Genomic DNA, 18,387 nt, shown 5'->3' with positions numbered 1-18,387 from the left:
CGGGCACCGCGGCCCGCGGGGACCGGCGTGCGGGTCAGGCCGTCTGGCCGGAGTGCTTTCCCTCGGCGACCTCTTCGACGAGCTTGGCGTTGAACGCGGGCAGGTCGTCGGGGTTACGGCTCGAGACGAGGCCCTGGTCGACGTGGACCTCCTCGTCGACCCACGTGGCGCCGGCGTTGCGCAGGTCGGTCTGCAGCGTCGGGTAGCTCGTCAGCGTGCGGCCCTTCAGCACGTCCGCCTCGGTGAGGATCCACCCGCCGTGGCAGATGACCGCGACCGGCTTGTGCTGGTCGAAGAACGCCCGCGTGAAGTGCACGGCATCCTTCACGATCCGGATGTCGTCGGCGTTCTGGACGCCGCCGGGCAGCACGAGTGCGTGGAAGTCATCGGCCGTCGCGGAACCGACGGGGAGGTCGACCTTCTGCTCGTGACCCTTCTCCCCGGTGACGGTGCCGTCTGCGGGAGAGACCAGAACGGCCTCGGCGCCGGCCGCGGTGACGGCCTCCCAGGGGCTGGTGAGCTCGCTGTCTTCGAAGCCGTCGGTCAGAAGGAAGGCGATGCGCTTTCCGGTGAGATCCGTCATGGGGACTCCTCTCGCTGGGGTGGGGATCAGTCCACGCTAGGAAGAGGCCCTGACACCGGGACGGGGGTTGCGGATGCCGTGCCCGCCGGGTACCGCGGAAGTCCCGCGTACGACCGGCCCCCGTTCCTGCGCGCGGGCGTAGCATGGAGCGCATGTCCGGTGAGAGCACCCCCGAAACCGAGACCCCGTCGAAGCCCATCCTCACGCTTCTGACGCCCGAGGCCTCGGACGACGACCGCACCCCTCCCACCTATCGGTGCGCGGGGGGCTCCTGCTCGATCGGGTGAGCCCGATCGAGCTCAGTGCGCGAGCGGGACTCCGTCGATCTGGTCGGCGGGCTTGCGGATCAGGAACGCTCCGACGATGAGCGGCAGCGAGACGATCGCCGCGATCATGAACGCCATGCGCGCTCCCGCGGCGTCCGCCTCGAGTCCTCCGCCGTGGGACGCGGACACCGAGGACATCACGGTGACCAGCAGGGCGATGCCGGCGGCTCCGGCGACCTGCTGCACGGTGCCGACCACGGCGGAGCCGTAGGAGTAGAACTGCGGCGCGACCGAGCCGAGGGATGCCGTGAACAGGGGCGTGAACGACAGCGCAAGGCCGATCGACAGCACCGTCTGCGCGACGATGAGCAGCACGAACGACGTGTCCGTCCCCACCGTGGAGTAGAACCACAGCGTGCCGCTGGTGATGACGGCGCCGGGCACGAGGAGGACCTGCGTGCCGAAGCGGTCGTAGAGCCGGCCGATGAGGGGCCCGGCCAGGCCCATCGCGAGCGACCCGGGGAGCACGGCCAGGCCGGTCTCGAGGGGGGTCTTGTCCAAGACGTTCTGCAGGTAGAGCGGCAGCAGCGTGATCGCCCCGAAGAACGCCAGCGACATCACCCCGAGCTGCGTGACCGAGAGGGAGAAGTTCAGCGAGCGGAAGACCCGCAGATCGAGCAGGGCCGTTCCGCCCTTCTGAAGCCGCAGCTGACGCAGCACGAAGAGCGTGAGGCCGGCGACGCCGACGACGAGCGAGACGACGAGGGTCACGGTCGACGCCGACTGGGCGGCGGCGGCATCGGCTCCGGCACCGTGTCCGCCGCCGATCTGGCTGAGGCCGAACACCAGTCCACCGAAGCCGAAGGCCGAGAGGATCACGGACAGGACATCGATGGGGGCCTTGCGGGTCTCGCCGAGGTTGTGGATCCACCGAGCGCCGACGAACAGCGCGACGAGGGCGATCGGGAGGACGATCCCGAAGATCCAGTGCCAGCCGAGCGACTGCAGCACCAGACCCGACATCGTGGGTCCGATCGCGGGGGCGAGGGCCATGACGATGCTGACGCGCCCCATCATGCGGCCGCGTTGCTGCGGCGGCACGATCGTCATGATCGTCGTCATCAGCAGCGGCAGCATGATCGCGGTGCCGGAGGCCTGGATGACGCGGGCGACGACGAGCAGCTCGAAACCGGGGGAGAGGAACGCCACGAGCGTTCCGGCCGAGAACAGTGTCATCGCGGCGACGAACACCTGGCGTGTGGTGAAGCGCTGCAGGAGGAAGCCCGTGATGGGGATGACGACGGCCATCGTCAGCATGAAAGCGGTGGTCAGCCACTGGGCGGCGACGGCGGTGATGCCCAGGTCGCGGATGAGGAACGGGATCGCCACGTTCATCGTGGTCTCGTTGAGGATCGCCACGAACGCCGCGATGAGCAGGAGCCAGATGACGCGGCTCTGTTCGGCGGTGACACCCGAGGCCGATGTGGGCGGGGCGGTGGAGGTTCCGGTGGTGGCGGCCAAGGCGGGGTCCAATCGGGGCAGGCGTCCAGGCGTCACGAAGGCGACGAGCTTCGGAGGTAACGGCGCGAAGCGGGCGCGTATTCCCGGCGAGCGGGAAACGGGTCGAGGCGGTCGGAGGCGACGACAGCGCGTGCCTGATCCTAGCGTGCCGTGATGTCCGGGCCCTGAGCGCCGCCGTGTCGGCGGCCGGACGTAGGCTGACCGGCATGAGCATGGGCGGCACGGGTGGCAGCATGTTCCGCGGCGTGTACGCGGAAACCCAACGGCAGCGCAACGCCGAGGCGCCGCGCGTTCCCGACCTGGGGCGGCGGGTCGCCTCACTCTTCCGCCCCTATCGGGCCCGCATCGCGGTCACGGTCGTGCTCGTCGTGGTGGGGGCGGCGGTCGCGGTGATCCCGCCGCTGCTGGTGCAGCGGATCTTCGACGACGCGCTCTTCCCCGTCGACGGTTCTCCGGTGGACCTGAGACTGCTGGCCGGTCTCGTGGCGGCGATGATCGGGCTCTTCCTGATCTCGGGCGGGCTGGGCGTCGCGCAGACGTGGTTCACGGCGACGGTCGGCAATCGGGTGACGGGCGATCTGCGTGTGCGCTTGTTCGACCACCTGCAGGCGATGGAGCTCGGCTTCTTCACTCGCACCAAGACCGGTGTCATCCAGTCGCGTCTGCAGAACGACGTCGGCGGGGTCTCGGGCGTGCTGACGAACACGGTCACCAGCATCCTCGGCAATTCGGTCACGGTGGTGGCCTCGCTCGTGGCGATGATCCTGATCGACTGGCGGCTGACCCTCATCGCGGTGGTCATCATGCCGATCCTCGTGCTCGTGCAGCGACGGGTCGGGCAGGTGCGCGCGCGTATCGCGGCGCAGACGCAGGAGTCCCTGTCCGAGCTGTCGGCCATCACGCAAGAGACGCTGAGCGTGTCCGGCATCCTGCTGTCGAAGTCGTTCAACCGTCAGCGCACGGAGTCCGCGCGATACGACGCCGAGAACGCCAACCAGGTGCGCCTGCAGGTGCGTCAGGCGATGAGCGGTCAGCGTTTCTTCGCGGTCGTGCAGGTCATCATGGCGAGCGTCCCGGCCATCATCTACCTCGTCGCGGGGCTGCTCGTCGGCAGCGGAGCAGGGACGCTCACGGCGGGCACGATCGTCGCGTTCACCACGGTGCAGGCGCGCTTGCTCATGCCGCTCATGGGGCTCATGCGCGTCGCCCTCGACGTGCAGACCTCGTCGGCGCTGTTCGCCCGCATCTTCGAATACCTCGACCTGAAGCCGGCGATCGCCGATGCGCCCGAGGCGATCCCCGTCTCGGCGGCGCCGGGTCCCGTGGGACGCGTGGAGTTCCGCGACGTCGTCTTCCGCTACCCCGACGCCCCCGACCATGCGCGTCCGACCCTCGGTGGGGTCTCGTTCGTCGTCGAGCCCGGTCAGCACGTCGCCTTCGTCGGGCCCTCGGGCGCGGGCAAGACGACGATCCTGTACCTCACCCCGCGCATGTACGAGGCCAGCGCCGGGGCGGTGCTGTTCTCGGGAACCGACGTGCGGGCCCTCGAGCGCGCATCGATCATCGACAACATCGGCATTGTCTCGCAAGAGACGTATCTGTTCCACGCGACGGTGCGCGAGAACCTCCGCTACGCCAAGCCCGAGGCGACGGATGCCGAGATCGAGGCGGCGTGCCGCGCGGCGAACATCCACCACGTCATCGCCGGTTTCGAGGACGGCTACGACACGATCGTCGGCGAGCGCGGCTACCGCCTGTCGGGTGGGGAGAAGCAGCGCATCGCGATCGCGCGGGTGCTCCTGAAGGACCCGCCCGTGCTGCTGCTCGACGAGGCCACCAGCGCGCTGGACACCGTCTCCGAGCGCATCGTGCAAGAGGCTCTCGAGACGGCGTCGCACGGTCGCACGACCCTGTCGATCGCGCATCGGCTGTCGACCGTCGTCGGAGCCGATCGCATCCATGTCGTCGATGCGGGCCGCATCGTCGAGTCCGGGACGCACGCCGAGCTCCTCGCCGCGGGCGGCCTGTACACGGGTCTGGCCGCGGAGCAGATGGCGGCGTCGTTCGTCCTCACCGAGGAGGAGCACGACCGCGCCGACCTCGAGCGGCCGGCGCTGGTCACGCGACGCGCGGACCAGTCGCCGACGTGACGGCCTCGGCCGCGTCGACGCGCGGCCGGTTCGCTACGCCGGCAGCGTCTCGAGGAACGCCTCGAGCGCGATGCGGTAGGTCGGGTCGGGGTGCGTCTCGGCGAGGCGCAGCAGCGGCGGCAGATCGAGGGTGCGGATGAGTCGCCCGCGTTCGGCCACGGCCGCGTCGGCTCCCGCCGCGCGCAGCAGGGCGATGCCCTCACCGAGCGCCTCGAGGTAGTCGCGCAGCACGTCCACCTCGCTCAGACGCTGCGTGATCGAACTCCGGTCGCGCCGCTCCCGCCACTCCACCACGACGTCGGGGACGACGTCGAAGGCGGTCGCGAGCGTGTACATCCGCTGCGCGACGACCTGATCCTCGTAGTAGCGACCCTCGGGGAAGCGCAGGTCGTGCGCGCGCCAGAACGCGGTCCGGCTGAGCTTGGACCACGCGACGATGTTCCCGGATGCCGCGGGGTGCTGCGCGAGCGTCGTCGCGCGCCGGGCGGGATCGGTGGCCGCCGTCACCCAGGGCTGGACGGCCCCGGCGGTGTAGCCCGGGCCGTCGGCATCCGGTCGCAGGCGCACGTAGGCGCCGACGACGAAGTCGCTGCCGGAGTCCTCCAGGGTCGCGGCGAGTCGTTCCAGGGCGTCCGGACGCATGCGGTCGTCGGCGTCGAGGAACGCGAGGAAGGGCGTCTCGACGAGCGAGAGCCCGGTGTTGCGGGCGGCCCCGAGTCCTCGCGGTTCGGGATGCCGGACGACGCGGAAGCGCGGGTCGGCCGCGGCGGCGTCGGCGAAGATCCCCCGGGTGCCGTCGACCGAGGCGTCATCGACGAGGACGGCGGTCCAGCGCGGGTGGGTCTGCGCCTCGAGCGAGCGCAGCGCCTCGAGCGCGAACTCCTCGACGTCGCGACCGGGGACGATCACGGTGATCGCGGGGGAAGTCACCCGCGCGATCTTACGGCGGCGACCGCCTCGGCGACGGCGGTTGCCACGACGTCGAGATTCCGCGTCAGCCCGTGCGGCAGCGTGAACCGCACGGCGGTGCGGGCGTCGTCCGCGTCGATGCCCAGGGCGAGCAGCACGTGCGACGCCTCGTCGCTGCCCGCCGCGCACGCCGACCCGCTCGACGAGACGATGCCGCGGCGTTCGAGTTCGAGCAGCACGGTCTCGCCGTTGATGCCGGGGAAAACGAAGCTCGCGGTCCCGGGAAGCCGCCGCGTCGGGTGGCCGGTCAGACGGGCGCCGGGAACGGCGTGCAGCACTCGGGCGATGAACGTGTCGCGCAGATCCGTGACACGTGCGGCCTCCGCAGCGCGTTCGGCCTCGGCGAGCGACAGTGCCGTGGCGATCGCGACGGCACCGGCCACGTCCGGCGTTCCGGAGCGGCGTCCGCGTTCCTGTCCGCCGCCGTGCAGCAGCGGTTCGAGCGGCAGGCGTCCACGGACGGCGAGGATTCCGGTGCCCTTCGGGGCGCCGATCTTGTGCCCCGCGATCGTGAGGGCGTCCGCGCCGAGCCCGGACAGCGGCAGCCACCCCGCGGCCTGGACGGCGTCGAGGTGCAGGGGGACGCCCCGCTCCCGTGCGACCGCGGCGAGGGTCGCGGCATCCTGAACCGTGCCGACTTCGTTGTTGGCGTATCCGATGCTGACGAGGGCCGTGTCGTCGCGGAGCGCCGCGGCGAGGTCGTCGGGGTCGAGGAGTCCCGTGCCATCGACGGGGGCGTGGGTCACGTCGACGCCGTGGAGCCGCGCGAGGTAGTCGGCAGAGGCGAGCACCGACTCATGCTCGATCGCCGTGGTCACCAGGTGCCGCTTGCCGCGGGGGAGGACACCGAGCACGAGCCCCTTGATCGCGGTGTTGTTCGACTCGGTGCCCCCCGAAGTGAACACGATGTCGCCGGGTCGCATCCCGAGGACGCCCGCGACGCGCGCGCGGGCGTCGTCGAGAGCGGATGCCGCGGCTTCGCCGACCTCGTGGTGGCTCGACGGGTTGCCGAACCAGCGGGTGAGGTACGGCGCCATCGCGTCGACGACCTCGGGGCGGACCGGGGTCGTCGCGGCGTTGTCGAGGTACAGGCTCACGTCGTGCGGATGCGGATGTCGAGACCGAGGTCGAGTGCCGGCGCGGAGTGGGTGAGCGCGCCGACGGAGATGACGTCGACGCCGGTCTCGGCGATCGCGCGCACGGTGTCGAGCGTCACTCCTCCCGAGGCCTCGACCACGGCGCTCCCGGCGATCTTCTCGACCCCGGCGCGCAGGTCGTCGAGCGAGAAGTTGTCGAGCATGATCGTGTCGACGCCCGCCGCGAGCACCGCGTCGATCTGGTCGAGACGGTCGACCTCGACCTCGACGTGGGTGGTGTGCGGCAGCCGCGCGATCGCGCTCTCGAGGGCTTGCGTCAGCGGCATCCCGCTGGCAGCGAGCACGGCGAGGTGGTTGTCCTTGGCCATGACCGCGTCCGAGAGGGAGAAGCGGTGGTTGTGCCCTCCGCCGTCGCGGACGGCTTGGCGCTCGATCGCGCGCAGCCCGGGAGTCGTCTTGCGGGTGTCGACGATGCGGGCGCCGGTGTGGGCCACCGCGGCGACGTAGCGGCTCGTCAGTGAGGCGATCCCCGACATGCGCTGCACGAAGTTCAAGCCGATGCGCTCTGCGGTGAGCACGCCGCGCGCGGGCCCGGACACCACGGCGAGGACTTCGCCCGGGACGAACTCCGCGCCGTCGGCGACGCGCACCTCGACCCCGATGGTGGGGTCGGTCAGCGTGAAGGCGGCCCGGAACACGTCACTCCCGCTGAACACGCCGATCTCTCGGGCCACGAGCTCGGCGCGGGCCGTCGCGCCGGCCGGGATGAGGGTCTCGCTCGTGAGGTCCCCCCACGGGGCGTCCTCTTCGAGGGCGGCGGTGACGACGCGGTCGATCGCGGCGCGGGTCAGCATGCGAAGGCCTCCTGGGTGGCAGGGACGGATACGGCGGTGGGCGACGAGGAGGCCTCGTCCGAGCGGAAGTGCGCGCCGACCGAGACGGTGCGCGCGAGCGCGGCCGCCACGACGTGCCGCGCCAGCAGGAGCAGGGCGTCGTCCTCGGCGCCGCGGGGGCGCGTGTCGGCGCTCCATGCGGCCAGGATGCCGGCGGCCCGGCGCAGACCGGCGTCGTCGCGGACGAGTCCGGCGTCGTCCCACATGAGCTGCTGCAGTGCCGGGCGCGAGAACGGCGGCGCGTCCGCCGCCGGGGCGACGGCGGCGAGCGGAACGGCGGCGGGGGCGTCGACGTTCGGCCATGCGGTGTCCGACGCGGCGGCTTCTCCCGCGCGGGCGCCGAACACGGCGCCCTCGAGGAGGGAGTTGGATGCCAGCCGGTTCGCGCCGTGCACGCCGGTGCGCGCGGTCTCGCCCACGGCGTAGAGACCGGGCATCGTGGTCCGCCCGTCGAGGTCGGTCACGACACCCCCCATGAAGTAGTGCGCGGCGGGGGTGACGGGGATCGGCTCCCGCGACCAGTCCAGGCCCCGCGCCCGCACGGCGGCGTCGATCGTGGGGAAGCGTTGAGCCAGGCGCGCGGCGCCGAGACCGGTCGCGTCCAGCCGGACGGGGCGGCCGCCCTGGGCCGCCATCGCGCGAGCATTGGCACGGGCCACGACGTCACGCGGGGCAAGTTCGCCGTCGGGGTGCGCGTCGAAGGCGAACCGGCGCCCCGCGTCGTCGACCAGCACGGCACCGTCCCCGCGCACCGCCTCGGAGACCAGGAACGCCTCGCCCACGGCGAGGGCGGTGGGGTGGAACTGCACGAATTCGAGATCCGCCACGGCGGCGCCGGCGCGCAGGGCCGCAGCGATCCCGTCGCCGGTGGCCGAGGCCGGATTGGTCGTGTGGGCGTAGAGCTGTCCGGCACCCCCGGTGGCCAGGATGACGGCGTCCGCGCGGAGGCGTCGGCGCACGCCGCCCGACTCGACGTCGATGCCGACGACTCGGCCGCCCTCGACGACGAGATCGCGCAGGACGGTGTGCTCGCGCACGTCGAGGGTCATCGCGCGCGCGGCCGCCCCCAGGGCCGACTGGATCGCCGCCCCCGTGGCATCCCCGCCGGCGTGCAGCACGCGGGGACGCGCGTGCGCCGCTTCGAGGCCCCGGGCGAAGTCGCCGTCGGCTCCGCGGTCGAAGGCGACGCCCCGCCGGACCAGCTCGGCGATGCGGGTGGGGCCTTCCGCGACGAGCGTCTCCACGGCGTCACGGTCGCCCAGGCCCGCGCCCGCGGTGATCGTGTCGGCGGCGTGCGAGGCGAGCGAGTCGTCCGCGCCGGTGACGGCGGCGATCCCGCCCTGCGCCCAGCGCGTGTTGGTGTCGGCCAGCGCGCCTTTGGTGACCACCGTGACCCGGCATCCGCGTTCGGCGGCGTGCAGGGCGGCGGTGAGCCCCGCGATGCCGCTGCCGACGACGATGACGTGGGTCATTTCACGGCGCCGTTCGGCTTCGCGGCCAACATGCGCTCGAGCGCCACGGTCGCGGGATCGGCGACGTCGGCGGGGACCGTGATGCGATTGACGACCTCGCCGGCGACGAGGGATTCCAGCACCCACGCGAGGTAGCCCGGGTGGATGCGGTACATCGTCGAGCACGGGCACACCACCGGGTCGAGGCAGAAGATCTTGTGCTGCGGGTACTGGGCGGCCAGGCGCTGGACCAGGTTGATCTCTGTGCCGATCGCGAAGGTCGTCGGCTCGGTCGCGGCAGCGATCGCCTTGCGGATGATGTCGGTGGACCCCGCCTCGTCGGCGGCATCCACGACGTCCATCGGGCACTCGGGGTGCACGATCACGCGCACGCCGGGGTGCTCGGACCGGGCCTTCTCGATCTGCTCGACGGTGAACCGGCGGTGCACCGAGCAGAAGCCGTGCCACAGGATGACGCGGCTGTCCTCGAGCGTCGTGGCATCGGAGCCGCCGAGGGCCTTCCGCGGGTTCCACATCGGCATCTGCTCCAGCGGCACGCCCATCGCTTTGGCGGTGTTGCGTCCGAGGTGCTGGTCGGGGAAGAACAGCACGCGGCGCCCGCGGGCGAAGGCCCACTCCAGCACCGTCCGCGCGTTGGACGAGGTGCAGACGATCCCGCCATGCCGACCGACGAAGCCCTTGATGGCGGCGCTGGAGTTCATGTACGTCACGGGGATCGCCGGCACGAGGCCCTCGGCATCCGGAGTGTCGAGGTCGCCGAAGACGTCGGCGAGCTGCTCCCAGCACTCTTCGACCTGGTCGATGTCGGCCATGTCGGCCATCGAGCATCCCGCGGCCAGGTTCGGGAGGATCACGGCCTGGTCGGGGTGCGACAGCAGGTCGGCGGTCTCGGCCATGAAGTGCACGCCGCAGAAGACGATCGCCTCGGCCTCGGGGTGCGCCTTGGCGGCGTTGGCGAGCTGGAACGAGTCGCCCACGTAGTCCGCGTGCCGGACGACTTCTTCCCGCTGATAGAAGTGCCCCAGCACGACGACGCGGTCGCCGAGGGTCGCCTTGGCCGCGCGGACGCGCGCGTCGAGCTCGTCGTCGGAGGCCTCGCGGTACTCACGCGGCAGCTCGCCCTGGCGGGGAGCGCCGGTGGGGATGACGTCGCCCATCGACGATCCCGGTCCATAGCCCGGACGCGTATCGAAGTCCCACGGGCCGACGGCGAGGTCGGTCGTGCACGTCGCGTCGGTCGTCGCACCCGAGACGATCGCCTGGATGACGTGGTCGACCGAGGGATCGATGTCGGCGCGGGGCTGCAGGGTGAGGGGTGTCGTGTTCATGGGCGGTCCGATCAGTGACGGGACGTGAGCGGGCCGCGGTCGGCGAGCTCCACGTCACGGTTGTAGCGGTACAGGCGGGCGGGGCGGTGGCTTCCGGTGCGGAAGCGCTCGGTCGGGATGACGGTGTCCGACGTGTCGATCTGGCGTCGGAAGTTCGCGGGGTCGAGCCGGCGGCCGATGATCGTCTCGGTGACCTCGCGCAGGTCGGCCAGAGTGAACTCGTCGGGCAGCAGACCGTGCGCGATGCGGCTGTAGCCGACCTTGTTGCGCAGGCGCCAGAGCGTGTATTCGACGATGTCGTTGTGGTCGAAGGCCAACGCGGGGAGGTTCGTCGCGTCGAACCACTCGACGTTCTCGGGCGCGTCGCCCTCGCGCGCATGAGCGGCGACCTGGGCGTCGACCTCGTCCGACCGCAGGAGCGCCCAGTAGACGATCGACACCACTCGCGTGGGGGAGCGGTCGACCGCCCCGAAGGCATACAGCTGCTCGAGGTAGCTGGGGGTGAGACCCGTGGTCTCTTCGAGGGTGCGCGAGGCAGCGGCATCCAGGCCCTCGGCCGGGTCGAGCCAGCCACCGGGGAGTGCCCACCGACCGTCGAAGGGATCTCGCGTCCGCCGCACGAGGGGGAGGGAGAGGACGGGTTCGTCGTGCGCGTCGCGCCGCACGCTGAAGATCACGGTCGAGACCGCGACGCGGACGTCGCTGTCGCGGGGTTCGGGCTGCCGGGTTCGTGTCATTGTGACCATATCTCCTCGACGATCTTAGTGTCACCGTGACCCGAAGGGCAAAACGGGAGTCTCCCAGCGGCGCGACGTACGCTTTCGGCACGACCCTGGAGGTAGGGATGCCGCTCGTCGACATCGTGCTGATCGTGCTTCTCGCACTCGCGCTCATCGTGGGCATCGCCCGCGGATTCCTCGCCACGATCGGCTTCTTCGCCGGCCTCGCGCTGGGCGGTGTCGCTGCGTTCTGGCTCATCCCGCTCGTGGGGCAGGGGGTCGCCGACCCCATGTGGCGCGGCGCCGCGATCGTCGCCGCGGGAGTGCTGCTGCTCATGCTCGGCGCGGCCCTCGGAACCGCCGTCGGCAATGCGCTCCGTCGAGGAGCCGACCGCATCAAACTCCGGGTGCCCGAGCGCATCCTGGGCGGGCTCGTGAACCTCGCCGCCGCCGCCCTCGCCCTGTCGTTCTTCGCCGGCACCCTGACCACGGCCGGCGTGCCGATCGTCTCGACCGCCCTGGCATCCTCGACGGTCGTCCGAACGATCGACCGGCTCACGCCCGACCCCGTGCGCGCCGCGCTGGGCGAACTCCGCGGAACCGTCTTCGCCGACGGCATCCCGCGACTGGGGCAGCTGATCCAGATCGGCCCGGTGCCCAGCGCCCCCACGATCGCGCTCGACGACCCCGCACTCACCCGTGCCGCGCAGTCCGTCGCCCGCATCAGCGGCACGGCCTACGCGTGCGGCATCACCGCCAGCGGATCGGGATTCGTCGTCGCCGACGACCGCGTCGTCACCAACGCGCACGTCGTCGCGGGCGTCGATGCGCCGCTGGTCGAACTGCCGGGTCGTGAGGCGAAAGAAGGGCGCGTGGTCTACTTCGACCCGGTCGACGATCTCGCCGTCATCGCGGTCGACGGACTGGATGCCGCCAGCCTGCCGGTCTCGTCGGCGCTCGCCGTGGGCTCGGCCGCCGTCGTGCAGGGCTACCCCTACGGCGGTCCGTTCACCTCGGGCGGCGCGCAGGTGCTCTCCACCGGGACGGTCCCGGTGCCCGACATCTACGGTGACCAGTCCGCGCCGCGCGAGATCTACGCGCTGGGCGCGACGGTGCGGCCGGGCAACTCCGGCGGACCGCTCCTGACCCCCGCGGGAGAAGTGGCCGGCGTGGTGTTCGCGCGATCCGAGACCGACGACGACGTCGGGTACGCCATGACCCCCACCGAGCTCGACCCCGTCCTCGCGCAGCTGGGGTCGCTGTCGGCGCCGGTGGGATCGGGGAGCTGCACGACGCGCTGATCGCGCGGGCGATCGGGTCTGATCGGTCCCCACCCGGCGGATGGCTGAGCGTCGCCGCCTCGGATACACTGGCGGCCACAAGTCCACACCGGCCCCATGATCGATGCGGGAGAGCTCCGGCGAACGCAGCCGGGCACCGAAGGAGCAAGCCTCCCCGCCAATCTCTCAGGTACGCGTACCGCGTCGATCGGGCCACTCTGGAAAGAGACCCGGGCACATCCGGCGGGTCCACCGACGGTGAAAGCCCGCGCGCGCATGCCGCCCGGGCGAAACTCTCAGGTCCATGACAGAGGGGGAGTTCTCAGGCGCCGACCGGCGTCTGACCGTCATCGCGAACGGCAGAACTCATGACCGACACCCCCGCTCCACCGCGCTCCTCGCCGCTGCACGATCGGCACGAGGCCCTCGGCGCCTCGTTCACCGACTTCGGCGGCTGGAACATGCCCGTCCGCTATTCGTCCGACCTTGCCGAGCATCGCGCCGTCCGCGAAGCCGCCGGGCTGTTCGACATCTCGCACATGGCCGAGTTCTGGGTGCACGACGGACGCGCCACCGATCTGCTGGACGTCGTCCTCGCCGGTCGCGCGTCGGCGATGCGCACGGGCAAGGCCAAGTACTCGCTCGTGCTCGCCGACGACGGCGGCATCGTCGACGATGTCATCGTCTACCGCACGGGCGAGCAGCACTACCTGGTCGTGGCGAACGCGGGCAACCGCGAAGCCGTGGCCGGCGCGTTCGCCCGTGTCCGCGAGAGCTGGCCGGCAGACGCGGGAGAGGCACCGACCGTGTGCGACGTCACCGACTCCGTCGCCCTCGTCGCCCTCCAGGGGCCGCGAGCCCGCGGCATCCTCGAGTCCGTCGGCGCCGTCGAGATCCTCGGCACGCCGCTCGAGGAACTCGGCTACTACGCCTTCACCGAGGGCACCTTCGACGGGGACTCGCTGTTCATCGCGCGCACCGGCTACACCGGCGAGGACGGCTACGAACTGCTCGTTCCCGTCGAACGCGCCGGCGACCTGTGGGACGCTCTGCTCGCGGCCGGCGCCCCGCACGGTCTCGTCCCGTGCGGCCTCGCGGCACGCGACACCCTGCGCCTCGAAGCCGGGATGCCGCTCTACGGACACGAGCTGACTCGCGAGATCGCGCCCGCGCAGGCCGGACTCGGCCGCGTCGTCGCGACCGACAAAGACGCCTTCGTCGGCAAGGACGCCCTGGCATCGCGTCCCGCGGACGCCCCCGTCCTCGTCGGCCTGGTGTCGGACGGCAAGCGCGCCGGCCGCGCCGGCTACGCCGTGCTCCGCCACGACGAGGTCGTCGGCGAGATCACCAGCGGCGCCCTCAGCCCCACCCTGGGTCACCCCGTGGCCATGGCGTACGTTTCGCCGACCGCGGCCGAACCCGGCACCCCCTTGACCATCGACGTACGCGGGACCCGCATCCCCGCGACCGTCACCGCCCTTCCCTTCTACCGGAGGAACGCATGACCGACCTGACCGCTCTCCGCTACACCTCCGAGCACGAGTGGATCGCCCTCGACGGCGACCTCGCCACGGTCGGCATCACCGACTTCGCCGCCGAGAAGCTCGGTGACGTCGTCTTCGTCGACCTCCCCGCGACCGAGTCCACCGTCGCCGGCGGCGACGTGTGCGGCGAGATCGAATCGACCAAGTCGGTCGGCGAGCTCTACGCGCCGCTGAGCGGCACCGTCGTCGAGATCAACGACGCCGTCGTCGACGACCCCTCACTCGTGAACGCCGACCCGTTCGGCGCGGGCTGGCTCGTCAAGATCCGCCTCGACGGCGACCTGCCCGGCGACCTCCTCGACCGCGCCGCGTACGAGGACCTCACCGCATGAGCCTGACCACCGCCGCCCCCCGGACGGATGCCACGGCGCCCGCCGCCTTCACTGATCGCCACATCGGCATCGGCGCCGGTGACCGCGCCCGCATGCTCGACGTCGTCGGGTACGACAGCGTCGAGCGGCTCGTCGAGACCGCCGTCCCGGCATCCATCCACGTCCGCCCCCGCGAGACGAGCGCGCTGCCCCCGGCGGCGACCGAAGCCGAAGCGCTCGCCGAACTGCGTGAGCTCGCCGCGGCCAACCGCTCGGCCCGCCCGATGATCGGCCTCGGCTACTACGACACCTTCACGCCGTCGGTGATCCAGCGGAACGTCCTCGAGAACCCCTCCTGGTACACCGCGTACACGCCGTACCAGCCCGAGATCTCGCAGGGGCGTCTGGAAGCGCTCATCAACTTCCAGACGATGGTCACCGACCTCACGGGCCTCGCCACCGCCAACGCGTCGATGCTCGACGAGTCCACCGCGGTCGTGGAGGGCATGCTCGTGGCCCGGCGCGCATCGAAGGCGAAGACCGACGTGTTCCTCGTCGACGCCGATGCGCTCCCGCAGACCAAGGCGCTGCTCGCCCACCGGGCCGCGGCCGTCGGTGTCCGCGTGCACGAGACCGATTTCACCGGCGAGGTGCCGGAGTGCTTCGGGGCGTTCGTGCAGTACCCCGGCGCCACGGGCCGCATCTGGGACTTCTCCGACGTCGCAGCCGCGGTCCACGCGCGCGGCGGTCTGGTGGTGGCCGCCGCGGACCTCCTCGCCCTGACCTTGCTGCGCTCGCCGGGCTCGCTCGGCGCCGACGTCGCCGTGGGCACGACGCAGCGCTTCGGCGTGCCCCTCGGCTTCGGCGGCCCGCACGCCGGGTACATGGCCGTGCGCGCCGGGCTCGAGCGCCAGCTCCCGGGTCGGCTCGTCGGGGTGTCGCTGGATGCCGCGGGGAACCCCGCCTACCGCCTGTCGCTGCAGACGCGCGAACAGCACATCCGCCGCGAGAAGGCCACGTCCAACATCTGTACCGCGCAAGTGCTGCTGGCCGTGATGGCCGCGATGTATGCCGTGTACCACGGGCCCGACGGGCTGCGGGCGATCGCGACGCGCGTCGCGCGGACCGCCGACTCCCTGGCATCCGCTCTCCGTTCCTTCGACCTGCACCTGTCCTCGGACGCGTTCTTCGACACGGTCCGGGTCCACGTGCCCGGCCGGGCGCAAGACGTCGTGGACCGTGCCCGCGCGCGCGGCTACCAGCTGCTGTGGGTCGACGACGCCACGGTGGGCGTGTCGGTCGACGAGACGACGACGGATGCCGACGTCGCCGAGATCGTGGCATCCTTCGGGCTGCCGACCGAGGAGCTTCCCGAGGGCGAGGCGCTCCGCGGGGTCGAGGGGCACCTGCACCGGGACGACGCGTATCTCACCCACCCCGTGTTCCACGCGCACCGCAGCGAGACGGCCATGATGCGGTACCTCAAGACGCTCGCCGACCGCGACTACGCGCTCGACCGGGGCATGATCCCGCTGGGCTCCTGCACCATGAAACTGAACGCGGCGACGGAGATGGCGGCGGTGTCGTGGCCGGAGTTCTCGCGGGTGCATCCGTTCGCGCCCGAAGCCGACGTGCACGGCTACCTCGCGATGATCGAGCAGCTCGAGCGGTGGCTCGCCGAGGTGACCGGATACGACGCCGTCTCGCTGCAGCCGAACGCCGGCTCCCAGGGCGAGCTCGCGGGCCTGCTCGCGATCCGCGGGTATCACCACGCGAACGGCGATACGGCGCGCACCGTGTGCCTCATCCCGTCCTCGGCGCACGGCACGAATGCGGCTTCGGCGATCCTCGCGGGCATGCGGGTCGTGGTGGTCGCGTGCGACGAGGCCGGCAACGTCGATCTCGGCGACCTGCGGGCCAAGATCGCTCAGCACGCCGACGAGCTGTCGGCCCTGATGATCACGTACCCCTCGACGCACGGGGTGTACGAGCACGACGTGCTCGAGATCACGCAGGCCGTCCACGACGCGGGCGGCCAGGTGTACGTCGACGGCGCGAACCTCAACGCGCTGCTGGGCTTCGCCCGCTTCGGCGATCTCGGCGGCGACGTGTCGCACCTGAACCTGCACAAGACGTTCGCGATCCCGCACGGCGGGGGAGGCCCCGGCGTGGGGCCCGTGGCCGCGAAGGCGCACCTCGCGCCCTACCTCCCGTCGCACCCGTTCTCGCAGCGCGCCGATCACGCCGGTGGCGTGTTCGACGGCGGCCCGGTGTCGGCCGCCCCGCACGGCTCCGCCGGCATCCTGCCGATCTCGTGGGCGTACGTGCGCATGATGGGCGCCGAGGGACTGCGGCAGGCCACCGCCGCCGCGGTGCTCTCGGCCAACTACATCGCCGCGCGCCTGCGCGAGCACTACCCGGTGCTGTACGCGGGCGAGGGCGGACTGGTCGCGCACGAGTGCATCCTCGACCTCCGCCCGCTCAAGGAGCAGACCGGGGTCACGGTCGACGACGTCGCGAAGCGGCTGATCGACTACGGCTTCCATGCCCCGACGATGTCGTTCCCGGTCGCCGGAACGCTCATGGTCGAACCGACCGAGAGCGAGGACCTCGCCGAGCTCGACCGGTTCGTGGATGCCATGATCGCGATCAAGAACGAGGCCCTCGCCGTCGCGGCGGGGGAGTGGCCCGCCGACGACAACCCGCTCGTGAACGCCCCGCACACCGCGGAGGCGGCCGTGGCGAACGAGTGGCCGCACGCGTATCCGCGCGAGACCGCGGTGTATCCGCAGCGTTCGCTCGTCCGCACCAAGTACTGGCCGCCCGTCCGCCGCATCGACCAGGCCTACGGCGACCGCAACCTGGTGTGCTCCTGCCCCCCGCCGGAGGCGTTCGCCTGACGCGGTGGGGCGGGGCGTGGGTCGCGTTTCGCGAGACTGCATCTGCCTGACAACTCCACTGCACGCTGCAGTGGAGTTGTCAGGCGGTTGCTGTTTTGCGGGGTGGAGTGGCGCTGGCGGGCGGGCAGTCTCGGCGGGTCCGCGGGCGGACGGCCGCCGGGGTCGAGGCCTGGCGACGGGTCAGGGCAGGGGCGTGGCGGACGGGAGGCCGGGGCGCAGCAGACGACGAAGGCCCGCGAGGCGGTTCAGATCGGGCGGACGGTCGGGGGAGAGGCCGGCCGACAGCAGGATGTCGCGAAGCGCGGACGGGTCCGCCAGGTCGTCCCAGGCCCAGTGGGCAACGGCGCGCGCCCCGCGACGGCGCAACCGGCGGTCTCGCTCCTCGCGCGCGCGGAGCGCGGCGACCGGGTCTCCGAACCTTCCGTCGTACTTCATATGACCGTCGGCCTCGCCCACCAGGCCGATGGCGGGCCACCACATGTCGGTCCGATCGCCGTCGTCGTCCCACGGTCCGATCCAATGCTGCAGCTCCGGCGTCGGGAACCCCCACCACTCGATCCCGGCGCGGCTCGTGGACTCCAGCGGCGATTCCGCGGCGGCATCGGCGCGCTCGAGTGCCCATCGAGCATGTCGGCGTCCCCGCGCCGAGCCGCGCTGTTCGTTGAGCGCGCCCAGTGCGGCCGCGGTCATCGTCGCGTCGCGGCGGAGCGTGGCATCCGCCAGGACGAGTCCCGCAGCCGGATGCCGGGTCCGGGCGATGTCGACGCACGTCTCGGCGGGTGAGGTGAGACGGATGCCGCCGATCTCGTCGATCACCCGGTCCGAATGAGCACTGGTGTGCACCCGGATGCCGCTCACTCGACGCGACGTCGCCGTGTCGTCCGCGAGTACGTGGACCGTCTCGATCGCCCCGAGCGTGGGGAGGCCCCACAGCAGCGCCGCGGACTCCAGACACAGCACGGCATCCGGGTCACGCAGCAGATGAGCGTGGACGCGGGCGAGATCGCGCTCCCAACGGGGGAGGGACTGCCAGTCGCCGGTCTCGGCGTAGACACCGCGCAGCACGGGGACGACCTCTCCTCGACGGATGCTGCGGGTGGAGTGCGTCAGCTCCGCCGCCCGTACGAGGGCGATCGGTGACGTACGCGGAATCGGGATCATGGTCCCAGGCTGTCGCACCTCGGCCGCCCGTGGCGTCCGTCCACAGGCGCCCCGCATCCTCGGCATCCTGGGGAGGAGGGGTCGCCGAGCGCGCCGCCCCATCGAGACTGCATCCGCCTGACATCTCCACTGCACGCTGCAGTGGACTTGTCAGGCAGTTGCTGTTTCGCGGATTCCGGCGGGGGTGCCGCCC

15 protein-coding genes and 2 riboswitches are annotated in these 18,387 nt (G+C 71.7%); of the genes, 6 read left to right on the top strand and 9 right to left on the bottom strand.

The window, feature by feature from the left end; translation table 11 throughout:
- Positions 1-34: 34 nt before the first annotated feature.
- Positions 35-583 carry a type 1 glutamine amidotransferase domain-containing protein gene (locus FE256_RS05495; RefSeq protein WP_138173569.1) on the bottom strand — a complete coding sequence of 183 codons (549 nt, stop codon included), beginning with the start codon at positions 581-583 and terminating at the stop codon, positions 35-37.
- Between the two features lie 152 nt (positions 584-735).
- Between FE256_RS05495 and FE256_RS18565 the strand changes: the two genes are divergently transcribed.
- Positions 736-870: a hypothetical protein gene (locus tag FE256_RS18565; RefSeq protein ID WP_289508575.1), complete on the top strand. Its 135-nt coding sequence runs from the start codon at positions 736-738 to the stop codon at positions 868-870.
- 12 nt (positions 871-882) lie between these two features.
- On the opposite strand, the gene FE256_RS05490 is transcribed toward FE256_RS18565, so the two are convergent.
- Positions 883-2,370, bottom strand: coding sequence for an MDR family MFS transporter (locus FE256_RS05490; protein ID WP_252370909.1), 1,488 nt, complete (start codon positions 2,368-2,370; stop codon positions 883-885).
- Positions 2,371-2,582: 212 nt separating this feature from the next.
- On the opposite strand from FE256_RS05490, the gene FE256_RS05485 reads away from it, so the two are divergent.
- Positions 2,583-4,520 (top strand): ABC transporter ATP-binding protein, encoded by a 1,938-nt coding sequence (locus FE256_RS05485; protein ID WP_138173630.1) that lies wholly within the window; start codon positions 2,583-2,585, stop codon positions 4,518-4,520.
- A 33-nt stretch (positions 4,521-4,553) separates the two neighbouring features.
- On the opposite strand, the gene FE256_RS05480 is transcribed toward FE256_RS05485, so the two are convergent.
- Genes FE256_RS05480 through FE256_RS05455 form a run of 6 tightly spaced genes read right to left on the bottom strand, consistent with a single transcriptional unit; the run spans position 4,554 to position 11,016 of the window.
- On the bottom strand, positions 4,554-5,450 hold the full coding sequence (locus tag FE256_RS05480) for a glycosyltransferase family 2 protein (protein ID WP_138173567.1): 897 nt from the start codon (positions 5,448-5,450) through the stop codon (positions 4,554-4,556).
- Positions 5,447-6,586, bottom strand: a complete 1,140-nt coding sequence (locus FE256_RS05475; RefSeq protein ID WP_138173565.1) for a cysteine desulfurase family protein — start codon at positions 6,584-6,586, stop codon at positions 5,447-5,449. The genes FE256_RS05480 and FE256_RS05475 overlap by 4 nt, the downstream gene beginning before the upstream one ends.
- Positions 6,583-7,440 carry a carboxylating nicotinate-nucleotide diphosphorylase gene (nadC, locus tag FE256_RS05470; RefSeq protein WP_138173563.1) on the bottom strand — a complete coding sequence of 286 codons (858 nt, stop codon included), beginning with the start codon at positions 7,438-7,440 and terminating at the stop codon, positions 6,583-6,585. Before nadC ends, FE256_RS05475 begins: the two co-directional genes overlap by 4 nt.
- On the bottom strand, positions 7,434-8,951 hold the full coding sequence (gene nadB / locus FE256_RS05465) for an L-aspartate oxidase (RefSeq protein WP_138173561.1): 1,518 nt from the start codon (positions 8,949-8,951) through the stop codon (positions 7,434-7,436). The genes nadC and nadB overlap by 7 nt, the downstream gene beginning before the upstream one ends.
- The gene (nadA, locus tag FE256_RS05460) at positions 8,948-10,279 is read right to left on the bottom strand and encodes a quinolinate synthase NadA (RefSeq protein ID WP_138173559.1); all 1,332 of its coding nucleotides are present in this window, start codon (positions 10,277-10,279) and stop codon (positions 8,948-8,950) included. Before nadA ends, nadB begins: the two co-directional genes overlap by 4 nt.
- Positions 10,280-10,290: 11 nt before the next feature.
- Positions 10,291-11,016, bottom strand: a complete 726-nt coding sequence (locus tag FE256_RS05455) for an NUDIX hydrolase (RefSeq protein WP_374208179.1) — start codon at positions 11,014-11,016, stop codon at positions 10,291-10,293.
- Between the two features lie 107 nt (positions 11,017-11,123).
- Here FE256_RS05455 and FE256_RS05450 point away from each other — a divergent pair, with 107 nt between their 5' ends.
- The 4 genes from FE256_RS05450 to gcvP all read left to right on the top strand — a co-directional run bounded on the left by FE256_RS05450 (position 11,124) and on the right by gcvP (position 17,033).
- The gene (locus tag FE256_RS05450) at positions 11,124-12,299 is read left to right on the top strand and encodes a MarP family serine protease (RefSeq protein WP_138173555.1); all 1,176 of its coding nucleotides are present in this window, start codon (positions 11,124-11,126) and stop codon (positions 12,297-12,299) included.
- Between the two features lie 96 nt (positions 12,300-12,395).
- Positions 12,396-12,490, top strand: a riboswitch (glycine riboswitch).
- A riboswitch (glycine riboswitch) is annotated at positions 12,491-12,599 on the top strand.
- Between the two features lie 47 nt (positions 12,600-12,646).
- Positions 12,647-13,783, top strand: coding sequence for a glycine cleavage system aminomethyltransferase GcvT (gene gcvT, locus FE256_RS05445; RefSeq protein ID WP_138173553.1), 1,137 nt, complete (start codon positions 12,647-12,649; stop codon positions 13,781-13,783).
- Positions 13,780-14,154, top strand: a complete 375-nt coding sequence (gcvH, locus tag FE256_RS05440; protein ID WP_138173551.1) for a glycine cleavage system protein GcvH — start codon at positions 13,780-13,782, stop codon at positions 14,152-14,154. Before gcvT ends, gcvH begins: the two co-directional genes overlap by 4 nt.
- On the top strand, positions 14,151-17,033 hold the full coding sequence (gcvP, locus tag FE256_RS05435) for an aminomethyl-transferring glycine dehydrogenase (protein ID WP_138173549.1): 2,883 nt from the start codon (positions 14,151-14,153) through the stop codon (positions 17,031-17,033). The genes gcvH and gcvP overlap by 4 nt, the downstream gene beginning before the upstream one ends.
- A 180-nt stretch (positions 17,034-17,213) precedes the next feature.
- Here gcvP and FE256_RS05430 read toward each other — a convergent pair whose 3' ends face one another.
- Positions 17,214-18,194 (bottom strand): type IV toxin-antitoxin system AbiEi family antitoxin domain-containing protein, encoded by a 981-nt coding sequence (locus tag FE256_RS05430; protein WP_138173547.1) that lies wholly within the window; start codon positions 18,192-18,194, stop codon positions 17,214-17,216.
- Between the last annotated feature and the right edge of the window lie 193 nt (positions 18,195-18,387).

The organism is Microbacterium sp. 5K110, assembly GCF_005774735.1.
Taxonomy (GTDB): Bacteria; Actinomycetota; Actinomycetes; order Actinomycetales; family Microbacteriaceae; genus Microbacterium.
The sequence above is the reverse complement of the archived record's forward strand: the minus strand, read 5'-3'. Positions and strand labels throughout refer to the sequence as shown.